14 protein-coding genes are annotated in these 20,046 nt (G+C 46.0%); 7 read left to right on the top strand and 7 right to left on the bottom strand.

The features are described from left to right. Window positions 1–33 precede the first annotated feature (33 nt). The 5 genes from L0J61_RS00155 (at window position 34) to L0J61_RS00135 (ending at window position 5,702) form a co-directional block, all read left to right on the top strand. Complete coding sequence (locus L0J61_RS00155) at window positions 34–501, top strand: Lrp/AsnC family transcriptional regulator (protein ID WP_301464287.1); 468 nt, start codon at window positions 34–36, stop codon at window positions 499–501. Window positions 502–683: 182 nt separating this feature from the next. Then, window positions 684–1,442 carry a hypothetical protein gene (locus L0J61_RS00150; RefSeq protein WP_301464286.1) on the top strand — a complete coding sequence of 253 codons (759 nt, stop codon included), beginning with the start codon at window positions 684–686 and terminating at the stop codon, window positions 1,440–1,442. A 332-nt stretch (window positions 1,443–1,774) separates the two neighbouring features. Further along, window positions 1,775–4,225: a YgiQ family radical SAM protein gene (locus tag L0J61_RS00145; protein WP_301464285.1), complete on the top strand. Its 2,451-nt coding sequence runs from the start codon at window positions 1,775–1,777 to the stop codon at window positions 4,223–4,225. A 241-nt stretch (window positions 4,226–4,466) separates the two neighbouring features. Then, window positions 4,467–4,898, top strand: coding sequence for a hypothetical protein (locus L0J61_RS00140; RefSeq protein ID WP_301464284.1), 432 nt, complete (start codon window positions 4,467–4,469; stop codon window positions 4,896–4,898). Between the two features lie 231 nt (window positions 4,899–5,129). Continuing rightward, complete coding sequence (locus tag L0J61_RS00135) at window positions 5,130–5,702, top strand: hypothetical protein (protein ID WP_301464283.1); 573 nt, start codon at window positions 5,130–5,132, stop codon at window positions 5,700–5,702. A 301-nt stretch (window positions 5,703–6,003) separates the two neighbouring features. On the opposite strand, the gene L0J61_RS00130 is transcribed toward L0J61_RS00135, so the two are convergent. The 6 genes from L0J61_RS00130 to L0J61_RS00105 form a co-directional block, all read right to left on the bottom strand. After that, window positions 6,004–6,813 (bottom strand): hypothetical protein, encoded by an 810-nt coding sequence (locus L0J61_RS00130; protein ID WP_301464282.1) that lies wholly within the window; start codon window positions 6,811–6,813, stop codon window positions 6,004–6,006. Between the two features lie 212 nt (window positions 6,814–7,025). Next, window positions 7,026–9,020 (bottom strand): NAD-dependent DNA ligase LigA, encoded by a 1,995-nt coding sequence (ligA, locus tag L0J61_RS00125; protein ID WP_301464290.1) that lies wholly within the window; start codon window positions 9,018–9,020, stop codon window positions 7,026–7,028. Between the two features lie 427 nt (window positions 9,021–9,447). After that, complete coding sequence (locus L0J61_RS00120; protein ID WP_301464281.1) at window positions 9,448–10,458, bottom strand: cell division protein ZipA C-terminal FtsZ-binding domain-containing protein; 1,011 nt, start codon at window positions 10,456–10,458, stop codon at window positions 9,448–9,450. 190 nt (window positions 10,459–10,648) lie between these two features. Continuing rightward, window positions 10,649–14,707 (bottom strand): AAA family ATPase, encoded by a 4,059-nt coding sequence (locus tag L0J61_RS00115; RefSeq protein ID WP_301464280.1) that lies wholly within the window; start codon window positions 14,705–14,707, stop codon window positions 10,649–10,651. A gap of 111 nt (window positions 14,708–14,818) precedes the next feature. Further along, window positions 14,819–15,811 (bottom strand): STM4504/CBY_0614 family protein, encoded by a 993-nt coding sequence (locus L0J61_RS00110; RefSeq protein ID WP_301464279.1) that lies wholly within the window; start codon window positions 15,809–15,811, stop codon window positions 14,819–14,821. A gap of 25 nt (window positions 15,812–15,836) precedes the next feature. Then, window positions 15,837–16,640, bottom strand: coding sequence for a sulfite exporter TauE/SafE family protein (locus L0J61_RS00105; protein WP_301464289.1), 804 nt, complete (start codon window positions 16,638–16,640; stop codon window positions 15,837–15,839). A 247-nt stretch (window positions 16,641–16,887) separates the two neighbouring features. On the opposite strand from L0J61_RS00105, the gene L0J61_RS00100 reads away from it, so the two are divergent. Together L0J61_RS00100 and L0J61_RS00095 are read left to right on the top strand one after the other, a co-directional pair. Next, window positions 16,888–17,901: a biotin--[acetyl-CoA-carboxylase] ligase gene (locus L0J61_RS00100; RefSeq protein ID WP_301464278.1), complete on the top strand. Its 1,014-nt coding sequence runs from the start codon at window positions 16,888–16,890 to the stop codon at window positions 17,899–17,901. Window positions 17,902–17,949: 48 nt separating this feature from the next. After that, on the top strand, window positions 17,950–18,675 hold the full coding sequence (locus L0J61_RS00095; protein WP_301464277.1) for a pantothenate kinase: 726 nt from the start codon (window positions 17,950–17,952) through the stop codon (window positions 18,673–18,675). Window positions 18,676–18,835: 160 nt separating this feature from the next. Here the strand turns inward: L0J61_RS00095 and L0J61_RS00090 are convergent, their stop codons facing one another. After that, window positions 18,836–20,023, bottom strand: a complete 1,188-nt coding sequence (locus tag L0J61_RS00090; RefSeq protein WP_301464276.1) for an isovaleryl-CoA dehydrogenase — start codon at window positions 20,021–20,023, stop codon at window positions 18,836–18,838. Window positions 20,024–20,046 lie beyond the last annotated feature (23 nt).

Below are 20,046 nucleotides of genomic sequence, written 5' to 3'. Positions count from 1 at the left end.
ATTTAAACCTCTTATTTTTAGGGACGATACGCTATGAGTCATACGTTAGATGAAATCGACAAAACCATTTTAAACTTGCTGCAAGACGACGCATCACTGCCACTTAAAACAGTTTCTGAACGGGTTCATGTCTCTATTGCTACGGCACAGCGGCGTATTCAAACGCTTATCAACACTGGTGTGATAACCAAACAAGTCGCAATTGTCGATCCCGATAAAGTTGGCTACGGGCTGACCGCTGTGGTGATGATTGAGATGGAGCGATCAAACACATCGATGCAGCATCGGTTTGAGCGTTTGATGCACGCCCAACCACAGGTGATGAGTTGCTATGAGGTATCAGGTGATGCTGATTTTATGTTGATGGTTAATGCCAAAAACATGAGGGACTACCATCAATTCACAACCGGTCTGCTCACCTACGAGAATAATGTGCGCAATTTTAAAAGCCAGTTTGTCATGAACTTCACCAAAAGCGGTACGAAGGTCTTTTTGGATTGAGGGTCTTCTTAGGTTGAAGGTCTTCTTGGATTAATGCCATCAAACCCACACCCTTTGATGCTAATGAATATTGTTAATTAACAGTCGTTGAGTCATACTCAAAAATCCATATACCAACCACCGTTTAGTATTGAACCGTACAAGTCACATCAAGCGCTCAGCACAGACAAGGAAGCCACTCCATGACAAAAAACACAAAATCTCCCAAAAAAAAGGTTTATAAGCGCATCGCTTTAAACCGAGTAAACCCAAAAGCAATAATAGCCAGTGCAGCACTCGCAGCATTACTTGTCAGCTCAGGCTGCGCTACCAACTCATTATTAAACGACAATAATAGTCATAGCAGCACCAATACCACAAAAACCACGTTGTCCGAAGATCAAATCGTTGCTTTTGGCCGTCCAGCGCAAGCATTACCAAAAACGCCAAACGCAACCATGGTGATCGTCGGTGAAAAAAACAGCTATGTACTGACCCAAGGCGGGACGGAAATGGTCAGCCTGCTGAATAATTTGACACCAAAAAACATTCAAGTCGATAATGAGATGGAGTTTTATGTACCAAATAACGACGGCTATTTTCAGGGAGAGATGAAGCTGTCTTATGCCAAGCTAAAAGACGAGTTTCAGCGCTCAGACTATCAATTCTTTTTACAAAACAACGGGCAAGAATGCACCACACAAAGCGACCAACGCATCGATGCCCAACGTTTTTGTTTTAGCGTCCCCGTCAAAGGCGCTTTTTACCCGCAAGTCAGTAATTTAAGCTTAATCCAATCTGATTACCAAGCACTAACCAAGCCCTACACAGTGAGCTTTTATAGCACAACTGAACAGACACAAGTATCTAGCAGTGGCTCAAATGCTGCACATAAACTGGTCTTATTGCCCTTTGCGCTTGCCTTTGACGTGGTGACCTTTCCACTTCAACTATTAGACTGATTGTCTGGACACAGCAGACCCTGTCTAAATGGCAAAATAAGCCGGCAATACTCTCAGCAATAATTAGAGAACAGCAGAAGTAATTGAAGAAATAATCAAGGAAAAACAGAAATAATCAAAGAACGACCAAAAACAATTCACGCAAGAAGGCTTCTAAATTTTAGGAGCCTTTTTATTTGTAGATACTCCCACACTATCAATAACTTAGCAGCCATCCTTTATCACATCATGAGTTAGATTCATGTTAAAATGAGCACTTTTAAATTAGCCACTATTATTGTCCCTTAATAATAGCCAGCTCCAGTGCCACTCTTTAATTAACAGGTCTGCCCATGTCAGCTGATACCATCGCCCGCACCGCCTTCAAACAAGGCACCAAGCCACTCTATGATTACGACAAACACTGGGCAAGCTGCTACGAGCCTGCACCCTATCTGCCGATGAGTCGTGCCGAAATGGACGCACTCGGCTGGGACGCCTGTGACGTGATCATCATATCGGGCGATGCTTATGTCGATCACCCAAGTTTTGGTATGGCTATCATCGGTCGCCTCTTAGAGTCGCAAGGCTTTCGTGTTGGTATCATCGCCCAGCCGGACTGGAAGAGTAAAGATGCCTTTATGGAACTCGGCAAACCTGTCTACGCTTATGGTGTCACTGCAGGCAATATGGACAGTATGATCAACCGCTACACTGCCGATCGCAAGATTCGCAGCGATGACGCGTATTCACCAGGTAATGTCGCAAACAAACGCCCAGATCGTGCCGCCATCGTTTATAGCCAGCGCTGCCGTGAAGCCTATCCTGACGTGCCGATTATCTTAGGTGGTATTGAAGGCAGCTTGCGCCGTATCGCGCACTACGACTACTGGTCGGATAAAGTCCGCCGCAGTGTACTACTCGATGCTCGTGCTGATGTTTTATTATATGGCAATGCTGAGCGTGCTATCGTCGACGTGGTGCATGGTCTATCCAAGGGCTACACTTTTGAGCAAATGAGCAAGCTACGTGGCACTGCTTACCTGCTGACACCAAGCCGCCGTCATTGGCAGTCAGACATGACTGAAGTGGCCAGTAATGATGTCGATACCGTTGGTCGTGTTGATCCAATCATCAACCCATATGTGATGACCGAAGACGTGGATAGTTGCAAAATCGAGCAAGAGCAACCAGACGACTCACCCGTTGGACAAGCGACGTCTTCGATCTCCTCTCAATATCAGGGGTTCGTCGCCGAGCCAGTTACCAATAAAGTCATCAATGCCGATCAGGTAGACGAAGAGACCCAGGTAGTACAAATGCGCGGGTTTGATAAACCAAAAACAGCGCGTAAGCATAAACTAAAAATGCCACCTCGCGAACAAACGGTCATTCGCTTACCAGACTATGAGCATGTCAAATCAGACCCCGTGCTCTACGCCCATGCCAACCGTATCCTGCATCTAGAGACTAATCCAGGCAACGCGCGCGCGATGGTACAACGTCATAATAGTGGCGCAGGCAACTCGCATACCGCTATCGACGTTTGGTTAAACCCACCACCGCTGCCACTCTCTACCGAAGAGATGGATTACGTATTTGATTTGCCATATGCTCGCCTGCCGCATCCAAGCTATGGCAATGCGCGTATCCCTGCTTATGACATGATTAAATTCTCTGTCAATATCATGCGCGGCTGTTTCGGCGGTTGTACGTTCTGCTCCATCACTGAGCACGAAGGACGTATCATCCAAAACCGCTCAGAAGACTCAATCCTGCGTGAAGTCGAGGCCATTCGTGATACCGCGCCCAACTTTACAGGGGTCATCTCTGATCTTGGTGGTCCTACCGCCAATATGTATCGTCTAAACTGTAAAGACGAAACCATTGAAAAGAACTGCCGTAAACCGTCCTGCGTCTATCCTGATATCTGCGAAAACCTGCTCACCGACCACAGCAACTTAACCCAGCTGTATCGCAAAGCACGTGACATCACAGGCGTGAAAAAAATTCTTATCGCGTCGGGGCTGCGCTATGATCTGGCCGTCAAAGACCCTGAGTACGTCAAAGAGCTGGTCAGTCATCACGTCGGTGGTTATCTAAAAATCGCCCCTGAACATTCAGAAGAAGGCGTTTTATCAAAAATGATGAAACCTGGCATGGGTAGCTATGATGAGTTCAAATCCATGTTTGAGCAGTACAGCCAAGAAGCAGGCAAAGAGCAATATCTGATTCCTTATTTCATCGCTGCCCACCCTGGCACCAAAGATGAAGATATGATGAACCTTGCCCTGTGGCTCAAGCGAAATGACTACCGAGCAGATCAAGTACAAGCGTTTTATCCGAGCCCAATGGCAACAGCGACCACCATGTATCACACGCACAAAGACCCGCTACACAAGGTCAGTCGTAGTGAAGGTGACATGGATATCGTTAAATCAGGCAAGCAGCGCAAATTGCACAAAGCGTTCTTACGCTATCACGATCCGAAAAACTGGGTACTATTGCGCAAGGCATTACAAGATATGGGTCGTAGCGACTTGATAGGCAAAAACCGTGGCTGCCTCATACCGCCATTTAATGCGCACCTAGAGGGTCGTGATGCCACGCAAAATAGCTATCAATCGGCGCGAAAAAAGAACAGTCGTGTCGGTAACGACTCGGCGAAACGCAGTAATCACCCGTCTAAAAATGCCGCTAATACAGCAGGCAAAAACACTGGTAATAAAAGTAACAAAAAACGAGTCAGTAAAGGCAACTTCCAAACTCAGCATACTGGACTGCCACCACGTAAAACCAAATAAGCTCACAAATACAAGTAAGATAGCTATAAGTAAGGTAGCAAATAATAAGCACATCCTCTGTCGATGTGCTTAGACGTTAATCTTAAACGTTAATTAAGTTACTTTATTCAGTGACAGGGTAAAAAAAGTAACAAACAATGTCTAACACTGCCGGGAATTGTTTTGCTAAAATATCTACCATGCACTAAATAAGCTATTAAGAATAAGTAAACAAATTCATTTGACAGTTCTGGAGAAAACCATGAAAACCATCACTAAGATTGCAACTGCACTACCAGCCCTTGCTCTATTGAGCGCCTGTGCCACCACAGCACCGACCACACCAGAAACAAGCACTACTACCGATACCCCTGCTACAGAACAACCATCTGCTGCGTACGATCGTATGGCGCCAACGCCGTACACTTGTACTGATGACAGTATGGTCATGGCAAAACAATCTATCAACAAACAACAAGTCATGCTTAATGCTACCCTTCCTGCAGTGGAATGGGATAAACAAGCCATCATATTGAATGGTCAAGTCAACGGTGAGGTAGCAAGTTATACCAACAACTCAAACCCAGAAGTCGTTTACGCGTGGCACATGAAAGGTAACGAAGCTGTCTTGGCTATGAAATGGGCGAGTGGCACAGAATACAATGTCACTTGCCGAAACAGCCGTGACATCTAGCAGACTAACGATTAACAAATGCTAGCCACATGCAATATCAAACAGTCATCATTTGGTGGCTGTTTTTTTTATGCTTGTTAGGTACACAATAACTGCCCCGCCACTCTTGTTATGATGAAATTGCGCCACATAGGCGCTTGCTTACTCTACTTCCCTAGAGAAGCAGCACAAAAACTGTCAAAATAGTGCTGAGACAAAAAACTTATAACCAATGAGACAGAGGATAACTCGATGCGTAAGCGCTTAATGAATCTACTAGTAATCACCACTGCCGGTATTTGGGCGCTAACAGGATGCGATAACAGTACTGAAACGACAAACCAAACTTCTGATTCGTCTTCTGATATATCCTCCGAAACAGCAGGCACGACGAATACGACCACAACTACTGGCAATGCGAGTGATGCAGATACAGTAGACTGGTCTATAGTCGCGAGTGGTGAAGAGCCTGCAGAACGAGCTGATTATCAATATCCATTTGCACTCGACAGTCAAAACGTCCTCGATTATGCAGAGTATTTCGATGTGGACGCTGCCACTGCTCAGCACAATCTGACGGTGAGTATGGCCAGCAACGAGGCACTGTCTAAAACCTTGGATCAACTGAGTGAAACCTATGTCTCACATGAGCTAGACGATGGCAATGATATAAAATTGATCATCCATACCACACCTGATGTCGCTGCCAGTCGCTATGATTATGTGCTGTCTGATGAGTTCGCGAAAGGCTTGGTGCTACCTGTTGAGATTGTGCCAGATGGTAAGAAAGATGATGTGAAGGCGCATGGTGAGATGGTGAAGTAGAAGTTAGGTTTTACCTCCCTAAACTAATAGTGATTTCACTAAACAATTTATATAGACAAGGAAGTCGATGTTTAAATCATATTATCAACACTATCACTCACTGAGCCCACAGGACGTTTATGAAGGTCTATTCAGTTATGGAATGTTTAGCGACAATTTACCGTTTTTCCTACAATCTGCTGATTTTTTCGCTTGGTGTAGTGGTCAACCTATGGGATTGCACGAGCCGCTTACTTGATCAGCAGCTCGACATCATCACCTGCACAAATGCTCTAATAACAACCGTCATGCGTCCAGTTGATTATCTTGTTATGTGTGTTTGATTCAATTTATCAAATGCCAGCTTTGTCCCTTTAACCCGAGCCAAAATTTTTGCAAAAGCAGTATCTCGACTTGTCGCTACATCATCGCTAAATGGAGAGAAGCCGCAATCATCTGTCGTACCCAGTTGTTCGAGTGGAATATATTTTGCAGCCTGCAACACACGCTCACACACGATTTCTTCAGACTCAACTTGGGCGTCAGTGACATCGATAACCCCAACATATATACGTTGATTCGGGCGTAAATTATCACCGATGATCTTTAAGGCGCTCTCAGGATTTTCTTCGCCAGCCATTTCCATATAAAAATTATCTGAATTAAGCGTCAAGAATAGCGGGATTAACTCGCCATATTCAACATCTGCACTATGGGTTGAATCATGATCTCCACCAGGACAAGTATGGAAACCAATTCGTTTCCGTTCTGCTTCCGTGAAATGAGACAAAACCTGATTATTAATATCAATGAACTGCTGCAATAATTGCTTTGAGGGATCAAGTTTGATCGCAAGCCGAGCTTCTGTGAAATCTATTTGAACTTGATGAGCACCGTTATCAAAGCAGCTACGAATATCTGCAACAGCTTCTTGAACAAGATCTAGTAAAAATTGCTCGCGAGAATATCCTGAAATCTCTGTTTCTGGATACAACAAACTCATCGCTGACGCAGAAATGACAGCTTGTTTTACGGGCCGAGTGGCAAATTTATTTGCACGAGGCAAGTATGAGCCTGCATAGGTTGCATATTTAGGTGGTGTTCTAAAAAGTATGCTGGCGATAGAAGTCAATAAGAAATCTATGCTAAGTTCTCTGATTCTATAGGGCTTTCAAGGCTTCAAAAATTGTTCAAGTTTTAATCAGCATACTTTTTGACACACCACCAAATGAAAAAGTTAGTTTCTTAAAGCAAGTTTTCAATAGCTAGAATAGTTATCCGTTGAGTGCAACATCGGTGGGTTTCACTTTTACCAACCCACTCTATCATTCATACTCTACGTTTTCACACCTCTTTCAAAATCGCCAAAAACTCTTCCTCAGCCACAATTTTGACGCCGAGTTTTTCTGCTTTGGTGAGTTTAGAGCCAGCCTTATCCCCTGCTAGTAATGCTGTGGTTTTCGCAGAAATGCTGCCTGAGACTTTTGCGCCCAATGCTTGTAGCTTGGCTTTGGCTTCATCTCGCGCCATGCTATCGAGCGCACCCGTGATGACCCAGGTTTGCCCATCGAGTGGCAGTCCTTCTGATGCGAGCTGTTCGACCTTGTTCCAATACACACCTGCTGCACGTAGGCGATCGATGACTTCGATATTGTGCGGCGCACGGAAGAACTTATAAGTCAACTCAGCAGTGATTTCTCCGACATCTGGCGTTTTGATTAATGTTTCTATGTCTGCATTCATAAGACTATCTAAATCGCTAAAGTACTGCGCGAAGTTCTGAGCAGTGCCCTCACCCACACCGCGTATGCCTAGCGCATAGATAAAACGTGCTAGGGTGGTATGTTTGCTGGCATCGATAGCGTTGATGATGTTCTGTACTGACTTTTCGCCCAACTTCTCAAAGTTAATCATCTCGTCCGTATGATGCTGGAGCTGATAGATATCAGCCACGGTCTTGATCAAACCATGCTCAAAAAAGCTAATCAACCAACGCTCGCCCAAACCATCAATATCCATGGCTCGGCGTGAAACGAAGTGAATAAGCGCTTCTTGCTGCTGAGCAGGACAAAACAGCCCACCAGTACAGCGAGCAAGTGCCTCACCTTCTGGCAACACCACAGGCGAGTCACACACTGGACAAGTGGATGGCAACGTCACAGCGTCACTATCAGATGGGCGCTGCTCGTGCCAAACGCGGGTAACTTTGGGGATGACATCACCCGCTCGATGGACACTCACCGTATCACCGGCACGCACGTCGAGACGTTGAATCTCGCCAAAGTTATGCAGCGTGACATTGCTAACGGTCACGCCACCTACTTTTACGGGCTCTAATTTACCGACTGGTGTGATTTGTCCGGTACGTCCGACCTGCCATTCTACCGCGTGCAAGCGCGTCATCACCGTCTCGGCAGGGAATTTATAAGCGGTCGCCCAGCGTGGCTCACGAGATAAAAATCCAATCTGCTGCTGAAGCGCGAGACTATTCACCTTAATCACCATGCCATCAATCTCGAATGGCAAATCATGACGCGTCTCGGTCACCGACTCATAATAACGCTGCGCAGCACGAGGATTTTTCACCACTTCGACATCACTGACTGTAAAGCCAATCTCTTTTATCCAGGCCAAAGCCCCTGACTGGGTATCGATGGTGTTAGGCAGTCCTTGATTGACTGAATACCCATAAAAAGCCAATGGACGACTGGCAGCAATAGCAGGATCAAGTTGGCGTAAGCTACCTGCTGCGGCATTACGTGGATTAGCAAAGGTTTTCTCATCTTTTTCTAACGCCAAACGATTCAGTCGCTCAAAGCCTGCCTTTGGCATCAATACTTCGCCACGGACTTCTAGCAGCTCGATATCGGTCGCAGCAGCGAGCCACAAGGGTAAATTGCGGATAGTTTTGGCATTTTGGGTAATATCCTCGCCTGTCTGTCCATCACCACGAGTGACTGCTTGCACAAACTTGCCATGCGCATACTTGAGAGATACGGCTAGACCATCGAGCTTCAGCTCCATTTCGTATTCGGGGTTTTGCTGCGCATCATTGAGACGGTCATTCACACGGCGCATAAAGCCATGTAAATCGTCATAGTCGAAGACGTTACCAAGCGATAGCATCGGAATATCATGAGTCACTTGCGTAAAAGCAGAGAGCGGCATGTCACCGACTTGATTGATCGGACTATCAGGCTGCACCAGCTCTGGATGAGACGTCTCGATTTTAACCAATGAGCGGCGCAGCTGATCGTACTCACTGTCATCTAAGACGGGATTGTCTAGCACATAATAAGCATAGTTGTGCGTCTTCAGCGCCTCAATGAGCGTACGCATTTGGGCAACGATATTGTTGTCAGTACTGCCTTCGACACTGTCTTCAGTATTGCCTTCGGTATTGTCAGTGGCAGCGCCCAACGTTTTTTTAGCTATAGTGTCTGGGTTGACGATTGGTTGATCGGTGGTCGATGAGATTGAGTCAGTCATAGTCAGCGTCTTTGCGGTTCAAGATGCCGATATCATAACAAGTTTGCAGGATAATCGGATACCCATTTACAGAAAATCAAAAGGCAAATCATTTAAAATCGCTGTTTATCCTTATCTTAATATCGTCTCTCCATACTCAACGCACAAAAAAGCCAGATACGTGCGGTATCTGGCTCATTAAAAACGATCAATTTATTTTAGGACAGTAGAATAAATCCACGTTTAGTGGCAAACCTAGTAGTAATGCTAGCTTTTAATCTGCTTCAGCTTTGCAGCTTTACGCTTCATAGTCTCGAACTTGGATGCGCAGCTGCTGCTTGTATTCGTGGGTGATTGGCTGGTTTTCTTCATCAAGTATAATGGCGTCTAAGTCGCTGGCCATCATATAAGCGATACTCATCATACCATCAAAACCACGTACAGCTTTTGGATGAGGTAAGGATAAAAACACCACAAGACCGTTGTAGTTATTAGTCGCCACAGTATGCGGGTCAAAAGGCGCGATACCACTATCCGTGATCCCCATCATACTAAACCACAATATACCCGTTCCGTCTTTTTCCTCGTAGCGATGGAACATATTCATCTCACCATAGCGTAGACCATATTTGTCAACGAGCGCCAATAAATCACGACCCCGTATGACAGAAGCAGCGCCATCTTGGTATTGGTGCGGTAAAATAGTGAGGTTTAAATTGTCTTTCGCATTGATCAATGGACTGTTTTGATTGGCATCGACAGGTGCTGATAGGTGCTGATCAAGTATTGGGCTGTTGTCGTCAAAGCCTTGCTCTTGTGCTATATCGATCGGAGGCATTAACCCGTCTGTAGCGGATACAAGACTGGAAAACGCGTCGGGCTCTTGTTCGATATGCATTTGCTCAGAATTTTCGGCAAACTTCACATCGTCGCTACGCTGCTGATCTACTTGCCAGCCTGCATAGTTTGTATCGGTTTTATGACTACCGATATCGTGATCAGCTACGTCTTCATCCTTCGCTATGTTGGCGTCGGCGTCGGTACGAGGCAGCTTATCGTTTTCCATTACTGCGCTTAGGTTCTCACGATCAGGACCGATGCTCGTCTCACCAGCAACCGTTTCTGTTGCCTCTGGTTGTTCGACGATATCACGCTCGTGTCGCGGTATGATTGGAATACCGTTTTTGTCATAATTGACCTCAGTCATCGAAGCACCATTGCGGCGCTTCAAACCACGGATGACCATAAACAGCCCTGCAAGCACGATGAATGCAGCAATGGCAATCAAGATAAACTGAATAGCGGTCATGATAGATACATCCTAATATATGACAAAGAGAAAATACACAAAAGTGAATAAATGGCAATAGTTTAGCACGGCTAATGAATATCGTCACCACTATGGTCACCGTCTATCACCAGCTCGATATGGTTTTGTAACGTTACCATTTCAGCGTTGACTATACCACTGACAATGGCCATCTGTTGTACTATTTGTACTAATCAGCAACATAGCGTGCTGCCTCATCCAATGAAACACTCACTAAAGTCGAAATACCAGCGTTTGGCATCGTGATACCTTTGAGCTCATCAGCGATCTGCATGGTCAATTTATTATGACTGATAAAGATAAACTGCAAGTCCTCTGCCAACTCATGAATGAGACTAGTAAAACGAGCGACATTGGCATCATCAAGTGGGGCGTCGACTTCGTCTAATACACAAAACGGTGCTGGGTGTTGCTTAAATATCGCAAAAATCAAGCTCAGTGCTGTCAGTGTCTTCTCACCGCCAGACAGTACAGCGAGACGACTGTTACGCTTGCCTTTTGGCTGTGCCATCAATGTCAGCCCAGCCCGCCATTGCTCTGATGTAGGCGTATCATCTGCAGCGTCATCTACATTTAACGTTAAACTGGCTTGACCACCGCCAAAAACTTTGGCAAACAAGTTAGCAAGCTCAACATTGACTGCCTCCAATGTCTGTAAAAACAGCATTTTCGTCGTTTCATCGATAGACGCAATGGCTTGGAGCAACGTCTCCATACTATCGGTGATATCTGCCGTCTGCTGCGCAAGCGGTTCTAAACGTTCATTCACCTCTGCCAACTCTGCCACAGCTGCCAGATTCACTGCGCCAATGTTATTCAGTTGCTGCTCTAGCTTGGCCTGCTCTCTCTCAAGCTCGGCTATTTTGTCAGGGCGCACACGGCGATCATACGCGATAAAATCAGTCAATAAGCTTGAAACACTCAATACTGGCTGCGCTGTTTGGGTACCTTTATCATCCTTATGACTGATAGCATGATATGCGTCTAATGCATCTTGCGCTTGACTACTGGCATCATCCAATCGTGAGGTACTTAGCGCCAAATCAGTGGCGTGGCAAGCAAGCTCACCTTGTTTAGCATTGAGGGTGTGTTGCTGTGTATCTAGCCCAGTCTGCTGCTGAGCATATTTTTGCTTGAGCTCTGTCAGTACCGACTCACGTTCTAGCAGTCGATGTTGTTGCTCATCGCGTTCAGTTTCAGCAGTCTGTAGCGCTGAGCTGAGTGCTGGTAATTTATGTTGCTGTTCCTCATGGCTGGCTTGCAGCTTTTGCTCAGTTTGCAATGACTTGTTATGTTGCTCAGCTGCTCTTGCTAGGCTGCTAACGCTGTGCTCAATACGCATCTCGTGCTGTTGTATACGCAGCTGCAAGGCTTGCCAAGCATCATCATCTGCTTGCCGTGCCTTGCTCAGCTCATTGCGCTCAGCTTGTAGTTGTTGAGTCACGGCCCGAGTATCGGCTATCTTGGGTGTCAGCGCGGCTATTTCTTGTTGAATATGCTGCTGCTCGTCCTTCAGCGCTTGCAGCTCTCGATTGAGCTCTTTTTGCTCTTGCTCCAGTTCTGTTTTATCAGCGTTTAAACGCTGACCATCGGCTTGTAGCCGTTCAGCACGAGCAAGCTGGCTGTTAAGCGCTTGCTGACATCGATGTTTTTCACGAGTGAGCTGCTCATTTTGGGCTTGTAATTCTTCTAGACTGACCGCCAATGCATCGTACTCTCGTTGCTGCTTAGCAAGCGTCTTCTGCTGCTCTGATATCTTAACCTCACACTCATCAAGCAACGATTCTAATGATGCCAAACGATTGCGCTGCTGCAAACGCTGCGTTAAAAACTGGTTATTATGGCTGTTTTCTCCACCCTCTCCATCTTGGGCGCTAGCAAATTTACCCAAATGTATCGTACCTTGACGACTGATAAGCCAACCGTTAGACGTGCACAAAATAGCGGATGCCGGCAACTGCTTTAGCGCAGTCGTAAGCGTTTCCCATGTTTGCTGATCTAACGTCTCGGATTGAACCACATATACATAACATTGCTGCCACAACGCCAAGGCAGGTGCGGTAATCAGTTGCGATAATGGCAACAAAGTATCAGTCAGGGTATCTGGTAATGTGCTGACGAAAGATTGCTCATCACAATCGCTTTGCTTGCTCGTTAACCACAAACTATGACCCATCTGTACGGATGATTTTAGGTTGTCGTGATGATCATGACTGCTATTTTCGTTTTGGGTAGTTTGATAAGTTAGTAGGTCTGCGATGCTATGTTCTAACACCTGCCATAAACTATCTGGCTTCTGAGTGTCATTGTTTGTGCTATCGCTGCTCTGGACATCATTGCTTTTGGCATCATTATTTTCGAAACCACTGCTTGCTTGACTGGCTAGCAACACATGGCTATCGAGCCATAACGCCAATATGCTATCAAGCAATTCAGCGTGTCTTTTTCCGCTTTCGCTCAGTTCAATCTGCTCACGCAAGGTACTAACGGTCAATTGATTGTTGTTATTTGCAATACTGTTTATGACGTCATTTTCCGTACCAACATCGCTCACGCCATTATTAACCACCTCCTGACCTCGATCATCAGCGGCACTGGTAGCGGCTTGCGATTGCATTTGTGCCGTCGGCTTTGGGTGTAATAACTGATGCAACGTATCGTACTCAGCTGCCAATACCGCATGGCGTTTTTCATCTTCATGCAACTCGCGCTGCCCCACCATCAAGCGATTTTGTAGCTCCTGTGCCTGCGGTCGCAAATCTGACAGTCGCTCATCAACGCTGTCTTGTTGGCGCGTGGTCTGCTGCAGTTGGGTGTTCAGCTCAGCAGTTTTCGATGTCAATATCTGCTGCAAATCTTGTGCGCTCGATACCTCTTTTGCGCCCGATAGCTCTAGTGTGACTGCGTCATTAGTCGGTAATATGGACTGCTGTAATTGCTGCCACAAGCTATCCCACTGTTTCTGACGGCGCTGCCATTTATCATGATTGTGCTGATGTTGCTTGTGCGCTTGGCGATTGATAGCGTGCTGCTGCTCAAAACTTCGAGCGTTCTCTTGCAACCGCGACAGTTGATTTTGCGCTTCATGCCATGCACGCTGCAATGGTTTTTCATTGCTTTGGTGTGCCTCACGTTTATCGGCCAGTTCAGCCAGCTGCGGTCGCATCTCTGCTAGTATCTCTTGCTGCGCTGTTTGCTCTCCCTTCAACCGATCAATTTCAGCGCTCGTTTGCTCATGCTGCTGTGCAATATCGGTTAACTGCTGCTGAATGGTTGTCAGCTGCGACTTGGCATCTCTCAGCTCATGTTCGGCTTTTTGATAGCTTAACTGCTGCTGATAATGAGAGCTCTGAGCATCATCTTTGAGCCATTGCTCTTGGTTGATGTGAGCCGCTAGCTTATCTTGCTTGGCTTTTATTTCTTCATAGCGAGCTTGCAGATCTGCCACAACAGCAGCACTACGCTCATGAGCGATCTTGGTCTGCTGCTGGGTATGCTTGGCTTGGTATAACTGCTGAATGGCTAGCTGCTGCTTGATATCAGCCACGGAGGCGGTCAGTTCTTCATAGCGCTGCGCACTGGCTGCTTGTTTGGACAATCGCTTTTGTTGGCTGACCAGCTCACTCTGCATATCATGCAGACGCGCTAGGTTTTCTTGGGTTTTCTCGAGCTTTTTTTGAGTTTCTTCACGGCGCGCTTGATAGCGCGACACCCCTGCTGCCTCTTCAATAAACTCCCGCAGCTGCATGGGGCTAGAATCGACGATACGCCCAATCATGCCTTGTTCAATGACTGCATAACTTCGCGCGCCTAGCCCCGTGCCCAGAAACACATCGACCACATCGCGTCGACGGCAACGCGTGCCGTTGATAAAATAATCAGAACGACCGTCTTTATTCACTTGTCGGCGGACAGACAGCTCATGATACAGATTAAACTCATGGCGAATGCCGGTCTGCTCGTCTTGCGTATGCTCAAAGGTCAACTCAACACTGGCAACGCTCTTAGCAGTCTTGTCTTGGGTGCCTGCGAAAATCACATCGCTCATAGCCCCGCCACGCAACTGCTTGGCAGAAGTCTCACCCAGTACCCAACGGATAGCATCAATGACATTTGATTTGCCACAGCCGTTCGGTCCGACGATGGCCGTGATGCCATGTCGGAAGGTAAAAGTAGTAGGATTGGCAAAGGACTTAAAACCTGCCAGCTTGAGGGATTTTAAACGCATGAAGGATCAATAGAGTTGAAAAAACAGGCGGCTATTCTACCTGAAATTTTGGTGGTTTTTTAGGGTTTGTAGGTTTTAAAATCATCAGATTAAGAATGACACAAACATCACTCAATTTAACGACTCTTCCGCCTTGATTAAAAATACAATAGTAGAAGCTGTCATGTGTAGCACGTACTGAATAAGATGTTCAGGAACCTCTATGTCATCGTTGCCTTTACCATGACCACTTAATTTATTTCGAGGTGTACCTATGCTTGAAGTAAGTATATTACTTAACGAGTTAAACTGGTCAGTCCAAAACTTTGGTATCAATTCATTACTTAAGCAACAGTCTATAAGCTTCTTTGAAGTTGCATTTTTATCACATATCCAACTTCTCTTATGAATTATGATTTTCATGGTACTTTCAAAAGCTTTGAGACAATCTGTTAGAGATGAATCGTAACGACCGTGGCGATAATGTTCATGCGCACTTAAAAACTCTTCTTGAGCACCTTTATATGATGGATGGCTCAATAGTTGCAAAGCAGGCTTGACTGCCTCAGCATGAATGAGCTCAGAGTCTATCCTGATAATTTGACCATTTTCATATTGATAACCTATTCCATGCTCATGAAAGCGTTGATTTAGTTCTAAAACTGCTTGATGAGAAATTTCTTTAGCATTCTCACGCTTGCCAAAACTAAACTTGCTTGCTTCGTTTTCTACGCTTCCAAAGGTTAACTCTATTATTGTAAGAAAATCATCCGTACTATATTCGCTAAAAATAAACTCAAATATAGCTTGATAATCATTACGTTGAGTTACTTTGTTAGTTTTTCCTTTGAGAGAAAGCCTTCCTTTCTCCCTACAGAAAATTTTACAAATCTTTCTCATTTCATTATCAGTATGTTGAACCATTAGCAATAGATTGCCGTTAAAATCCATTGTGCTCTGTTTGCTTTTTACGAAGTCCAAAATTTGTATATCATAAAATACATCCATCAAGATATGACTAACCTGAACCCTAAATTCCATTGGAAAGTTAGCATATTGATAAGCGTCTAAAGACTCGCTCGTCATATTTTTCTGTCTTTTAAAATACAAATCATGTACTGCCATTTTCTATTCCTCAAATTTAAGACATTTACAGCAGCCCAATCCCACTCAATAACAACTGACCGCCGGCGAACAATAACAACACGCCAAAAGCGCGCTTAAGGGTGGCTGCGGGTAGTACATGAGCCAGCCTAGCACCCACTTTTGCCATCGCAAAGCTAGCCACCGAGATACATAAGAAACCCGTGATATGAACGAAACCTATCGTGCCCTCAGGCAGATTGACCACGTCTTGCCCAAACCATGCAAATCCTGCCGCACCAGCCAGTGCGATTGGCAAGCCACAAGCCGCCGACGTACCAACCGCCTGCCTCATCGGCAGTCCTGCCCAATTCAAAAACGGCACCGTCAAACTACCACCACCGATACCAAAGATAGACGACGCCATTCCGATGCCTGTACCGGCACCAAATTGCACACCCGACGACGGTAATGGTTTTCCTAGCTGTTCTTTATTGGATAAAAACAGCATCTTTAAAGCAACCAACAGCGCGCCAACACCGATAATGGCTTGTAGCGCTTTACCGTCGATCATGTCTGCCACACCTGCACCAATGAGACTACCAATGACCAAGCCCGATGCCATCTTGCGCCACACCTCCCAACGCACGCCGCCACGTTTGTTGTGGGCTGTGAGTGAGCTAATAGAAGTCACCACGATGGTGGCTAGCGAAGTGCCAATCGCCAAATGCGTCACCACTTCTAGCGGAAAGTCATAAGCAGTAAAAATCCAAACCAGCGCCGGAACGATGATCATACCGCCACCGACGCCAAACAAGCCGGCACTGACACCCGCAAACGCCCCTGCAATCACAAACCACACATATAACATCATCAGACTAGCCTTTTATCATGCCTGTTTTCTCAACGGTATTGTCTATCTTTCGTTTTTCATGTTCATCTATGTTCATATTCGTCTACGCGCGATGTCGCGTTTGCATAAATGCATTTGCCAAAACACGCTCCGATCATTATGCTCTCTACTCTATACTATTTACGATCGCAAGCCGCTCAGTATATCAAAGTTCGGTTACATTTCCTGAGCCACATCCACCTCCTGAACCATATCGAAGGGAACTATGCCGCCACTCACTCCGCTATCCGACCAGCCAGCTACGCCATATCTGCTTGACCACCTACCCGAACTTCATCATCGCCATGTTGCAGATAGTAGCTCTACCAATAGCGAACTGATCGCCGCTATACAAGAGGAAACCCTCAGTGCTACCGAGATGCATTTGTTGACGGCTGAAACCCAAAGCGCAGGTCGAGGGCAACACGGTCGCTCATGGCAGTCTCCGCACGGCAACGTTTATTTGTCGTTATATCATCCTGTACATATTCCAGTGAGCGGCTTGCTGTCATTGATTATTGGCATTGAGTTGACAAACATGCCTGTGATCCAAGCATTAAATGCCCAACTGCAAGCGCAAGGGTTGACGCCCATCGGAGTGAAGTGGGCGAATGACTTGGGATTCTATCAGTCACCGCAGCAGCGTCATGACTTGGCAAGCGCTGATATGCCTGAGCCCACTTTGACTCAATCTGAATCAGATACAGCGAACTTCTACCAGACACTACCTTTTAATAAACTCGCTGGTATTTTGATCGAGCCCGTCACACTGGCTGGTAGGCTGGTCGGTGTGGTAATGGGTGTCGGACTCAATGTGCAAGCAACACCCAAACTCACGGCAAAAACTAGCGAAGGCATGAGCTATCAAGCCATTAGCTTACAAGACATCAGGCAGATGATTGAACCAACGACTGACGCCAGTAGTCTGCCAAGTTTACGTGATATTTATCAGCAAATGAGCAAGGCATTAATGGCGGCTATGACCAGATTCGAGCATTTAGGCTTAGAAAAGCCCACTGGTCATACCTATTATTTAGACAGTTTCTTACAGCAGTTTGCTTCGATGGATGCTTTATCAGGTTTGCGCTTGCGAGTCACTCAAGAGCACAAAAGTGAGAATAATACACTGATGGGACAGGCCTGTGGTGTTGATACTCACGGGTGTTTGCAATTACACCAAGATAACGGTAATATTTCTGCGCTTTTCACAGGACGCATCGACGTTATTGATAAGGCTTAGCCTGATTCAACACGCCTTAGTTAATGGGTGATATATAAAAGGATTTTTATGCTCTGGATCGATCTTGGAAACACTCGCCTCAAATACTGGCTCACCGATGACGTCGGTCAGATTATCTCTCATGACGCCAAACAACACCTGCAAGCACCTGCTGAATTACTCATGGGTTTGACCGATCGCTTCGAGCGTTATGCGCCTAGCTTTATCGGCATATCGTCCGTACTGGGCAAGGAGCTTAACGCCAAAGTATCAGAGACCTTGCGACGGTTAGACATCCCTTTTGAGTTTGTTCATGTGGATGCTAATCACGACTTAATGAAAAGCGCTTACAATGATCAACAGCTCGGTTGTGATCGCTGGCTACAAATGCTGGGTGCCGTGGATAAGAAAAAATGCCAATGTGTCATCGGTTGTGGTACGGCCGTGACGATTGATTTGATTGATCATGCCACGCATCTGGGCGGTTATATTTTCCCCAGCATTTACCTACAACGAGAGTCACTGTTTTCTGGTACCAAACAAATCACCATCTCAAACGGTACTTTTGATAATGTCAGTCAAGGTGTGACCACGCAAGACGCGGTACATCGTGGGATTTTGCTGTCTATCGTTGGCGCTATCAACGAGATTACCCATCGCTACCCTAACTTTGAACTCATCATGACAGGTGGTGATGCATCCACCATTGCGCAACATGTCAATCGTCCAGTACGCCTGCGTGACGATCTGCTCTTAAATGGTTTGGCGCGTTATTTTGATCATAGCAAGCAATGATTATCGTTAAGTACTAACCGTATCCTCAATCTGATCGGGGCGTGGCAAATGGTATAACAGCAGTTACCAATTGAAAATGAAAAAGCAGTACGTTTTGCGCGTACTGCTTTTTGGTTTCAGTGTTTTTTACTCAATAGTGTTTTTTATTTATTAGACATTTTTATTTGGTCTCGTTAAACAGCTCACGACCGACAAGCATACGGCGAATTTCACTGGTGCCAGCACCGATCTCATACAGCTTGGCATCGCGCCAGTATCGGCCAAGTGGATACTCATTGGTATAGCCATTACCGCCGAAGATTTGAATGCCCTCACCTGCCATCCATGTGGCTTTTTCTGCACACCATAAAATCACGCTGGCACAGTCTTTTCGTACTTGGCGACTATGCCCTGCACCTTGCGCGTCTAGCATATCTAGGTTTTTACCGACGGTGTATAAAAAGCTACGTCCGGCTTGCAGGATGGTATACATGTCTGCGACTTTGCCTTGGATCAATTGAAACTCACCAATCGACTGGCCAAACTGTTTACGGTCATGGATGTAAGGAACGACGTTATCCATCACGGCCTGCATGATACCGATAGGACCCGCTGCCAATACTGCACGCTCATAATCAAGCCCACTCATCAATACTTTGACGCCTTCGTTGAGACCACCTAGGATATTCTCTTTGGGCACTTGAACATTGTTAAAGGTCATCTCACCCGTATGACTGCCGCGCATGCCAAGCTTATCGAGCTTTTGCGCCGTGCCGAATCCTTCCATACCTTTTTCGACAAGAAAAGCCGTCATGCCTTTAGCCCCAAGCTCAGGGTTGGTCTTGGCATAGACCACCATCACGTCAGCATCAGGACCATTGGTGATCCACATTTTGCTACCGTTTAAGACATAATGACCGTCTTTTTCTTCAGCTTTCAGCTTCATACTGACCACATCAGAACCAGCACCCGTTTCACTCATAGCAAGCGCACCGATGAACTCGCCGCTAATGAGTTTTGGCAAATACTTTTGTTTTTGTTCCTCGTTGCCGTTGCGCTTGATTTGGTTAATACACAGGTTGGAGTGTGCACCATAGCTGAGCGCCACAGAGGCAGAGGCACGACTGATCTCCTCCATCGCGACCATGTGAGCGACGTAGCCCATATTGGAACCACCGTACTCCTCAGGAACGGTAATACCGTGTAGACCGAGGTCACCCATCTTTTGCCACAAATCCATCGGAAACTCATCACTGCTATCAATTTCGCCAGCTCGTGGGGTAATTTCATTTGCCGCAAACTGCTGTACGACATCACGTAGGGCATCGATATCTTCGCCAAGCTGAAAATTCAATCCAGGTAAACTCATAACCATTCCTTGTTTTTTGATAT

Source organism: Psychrobacter sp. (assembly GCF_030457785.1).
Classification (GTDB): Bacteria; Pseudomonadota; Gammaproteobacteria; order Pseudomonadales; family Moraxellaceae; genus Psychrobacter.
This window is presented reverse-complemented; position numbering and strand designations above follow the sequence as displayed.

What these genes read in the sequence shown, in the direction of transcription:
- L0J61_RS00140 (WP_301464284.1), top strand. Translation starts at nt 4,467, where the DNA reads ATGAAAACCATCACTAAGATTGCAACTGCACTACCAGCCCTTGCTCTA.
- L0J61_RS00155 (WP_301464287.1), top strand. Translation starts at nt 34, where the DNA reads ATGAGTCATACGTTAGATGAAATCGACAAAACCATTTTAAACTTGCTG.
- L0J61_RS00120 (WP_301464281.1), bottom strand. Translation starts at nt 10,458, where the DNA reads ATGACCGCTATTCAGTTTATCTTGATTGCCATTGCTGCATTCATCGTG.
- ligA (WP_301464290.1), bottom strand. Translation starts at nt 9,020, where the DNA reads ATGCGTACGCTCATTGAGGCGCTGAAGACGCACAACTATGCTTATTAT.
- L0J61_RS00115 (WP_301464280.1), bottom strand. Translation starts at nt 14,707, where the DNA reads ATGCGTTTAAAATCCCTCAAGCTGGCAGGTTTTAAGTCCTTTGCCAAT.
- L0J61_RS00110 (WP_301464279.1), bottom strand. Translation starts at nt 15,811, where the DNA reads ATGGCAGTACATGATTTGTATTTTAAAAGACAGAAAAATATGACGAGC.
- L0J61_RS00100 (WP_301464278.1), top strand. Translation starts at nt 16,888, where the DNA reads ATGCCGCCACTCACTCCGCTATCCGACCAGCCAGCTACGCCATATCTG.
- L0J61_RS00150 (WP_301464286.1), top strand. Translation starts at nt 684, where the DNA reads ATGACAAAAAACACAAAATCTCCCAAAAAAAAGGTTTATAAGCGCATC.
- L0J61_RS00090 (WP_301464276.1), bottom strand. Translation starts at nt 20,023, where the DNA reads ATGAGTTTACCTGGATTGAATTTTCAGCTTGGCGAAGATATCGATGCC.
- L0J61_RS00095 (WP_301464277.1), top strand. Translation starts at nt 17,950, where the DNA reads ATGCTCTGGATCGATCTTGGAAACACTCGCCTCAAATACTGGCTCACC.
- L0J61_RS00145 (WP_301464285.1), top strand. Translation starts at nt 1,775, where the DNA reads ATGTCAGCTGATACCATCGCCCGCACCGCCTTCAAACAAGGCACCAAG.
- L0J61_RS00105 (WP_301464289.1), bottom strand. Translation starts at nt 16,640, where the DNA reads ATGTTATATGTGTGGTTTGTGATTGCAGGGGCGTTTGCGGGTGTCAGT.
- L0J61_RS00135 (WP_301464283.1), top strand. Translation starts at nt 5,130, where the DNA reads ATGCGTAAGCGCTTAATGAATCTACTAGTAATCACCACTGCCGGTATT.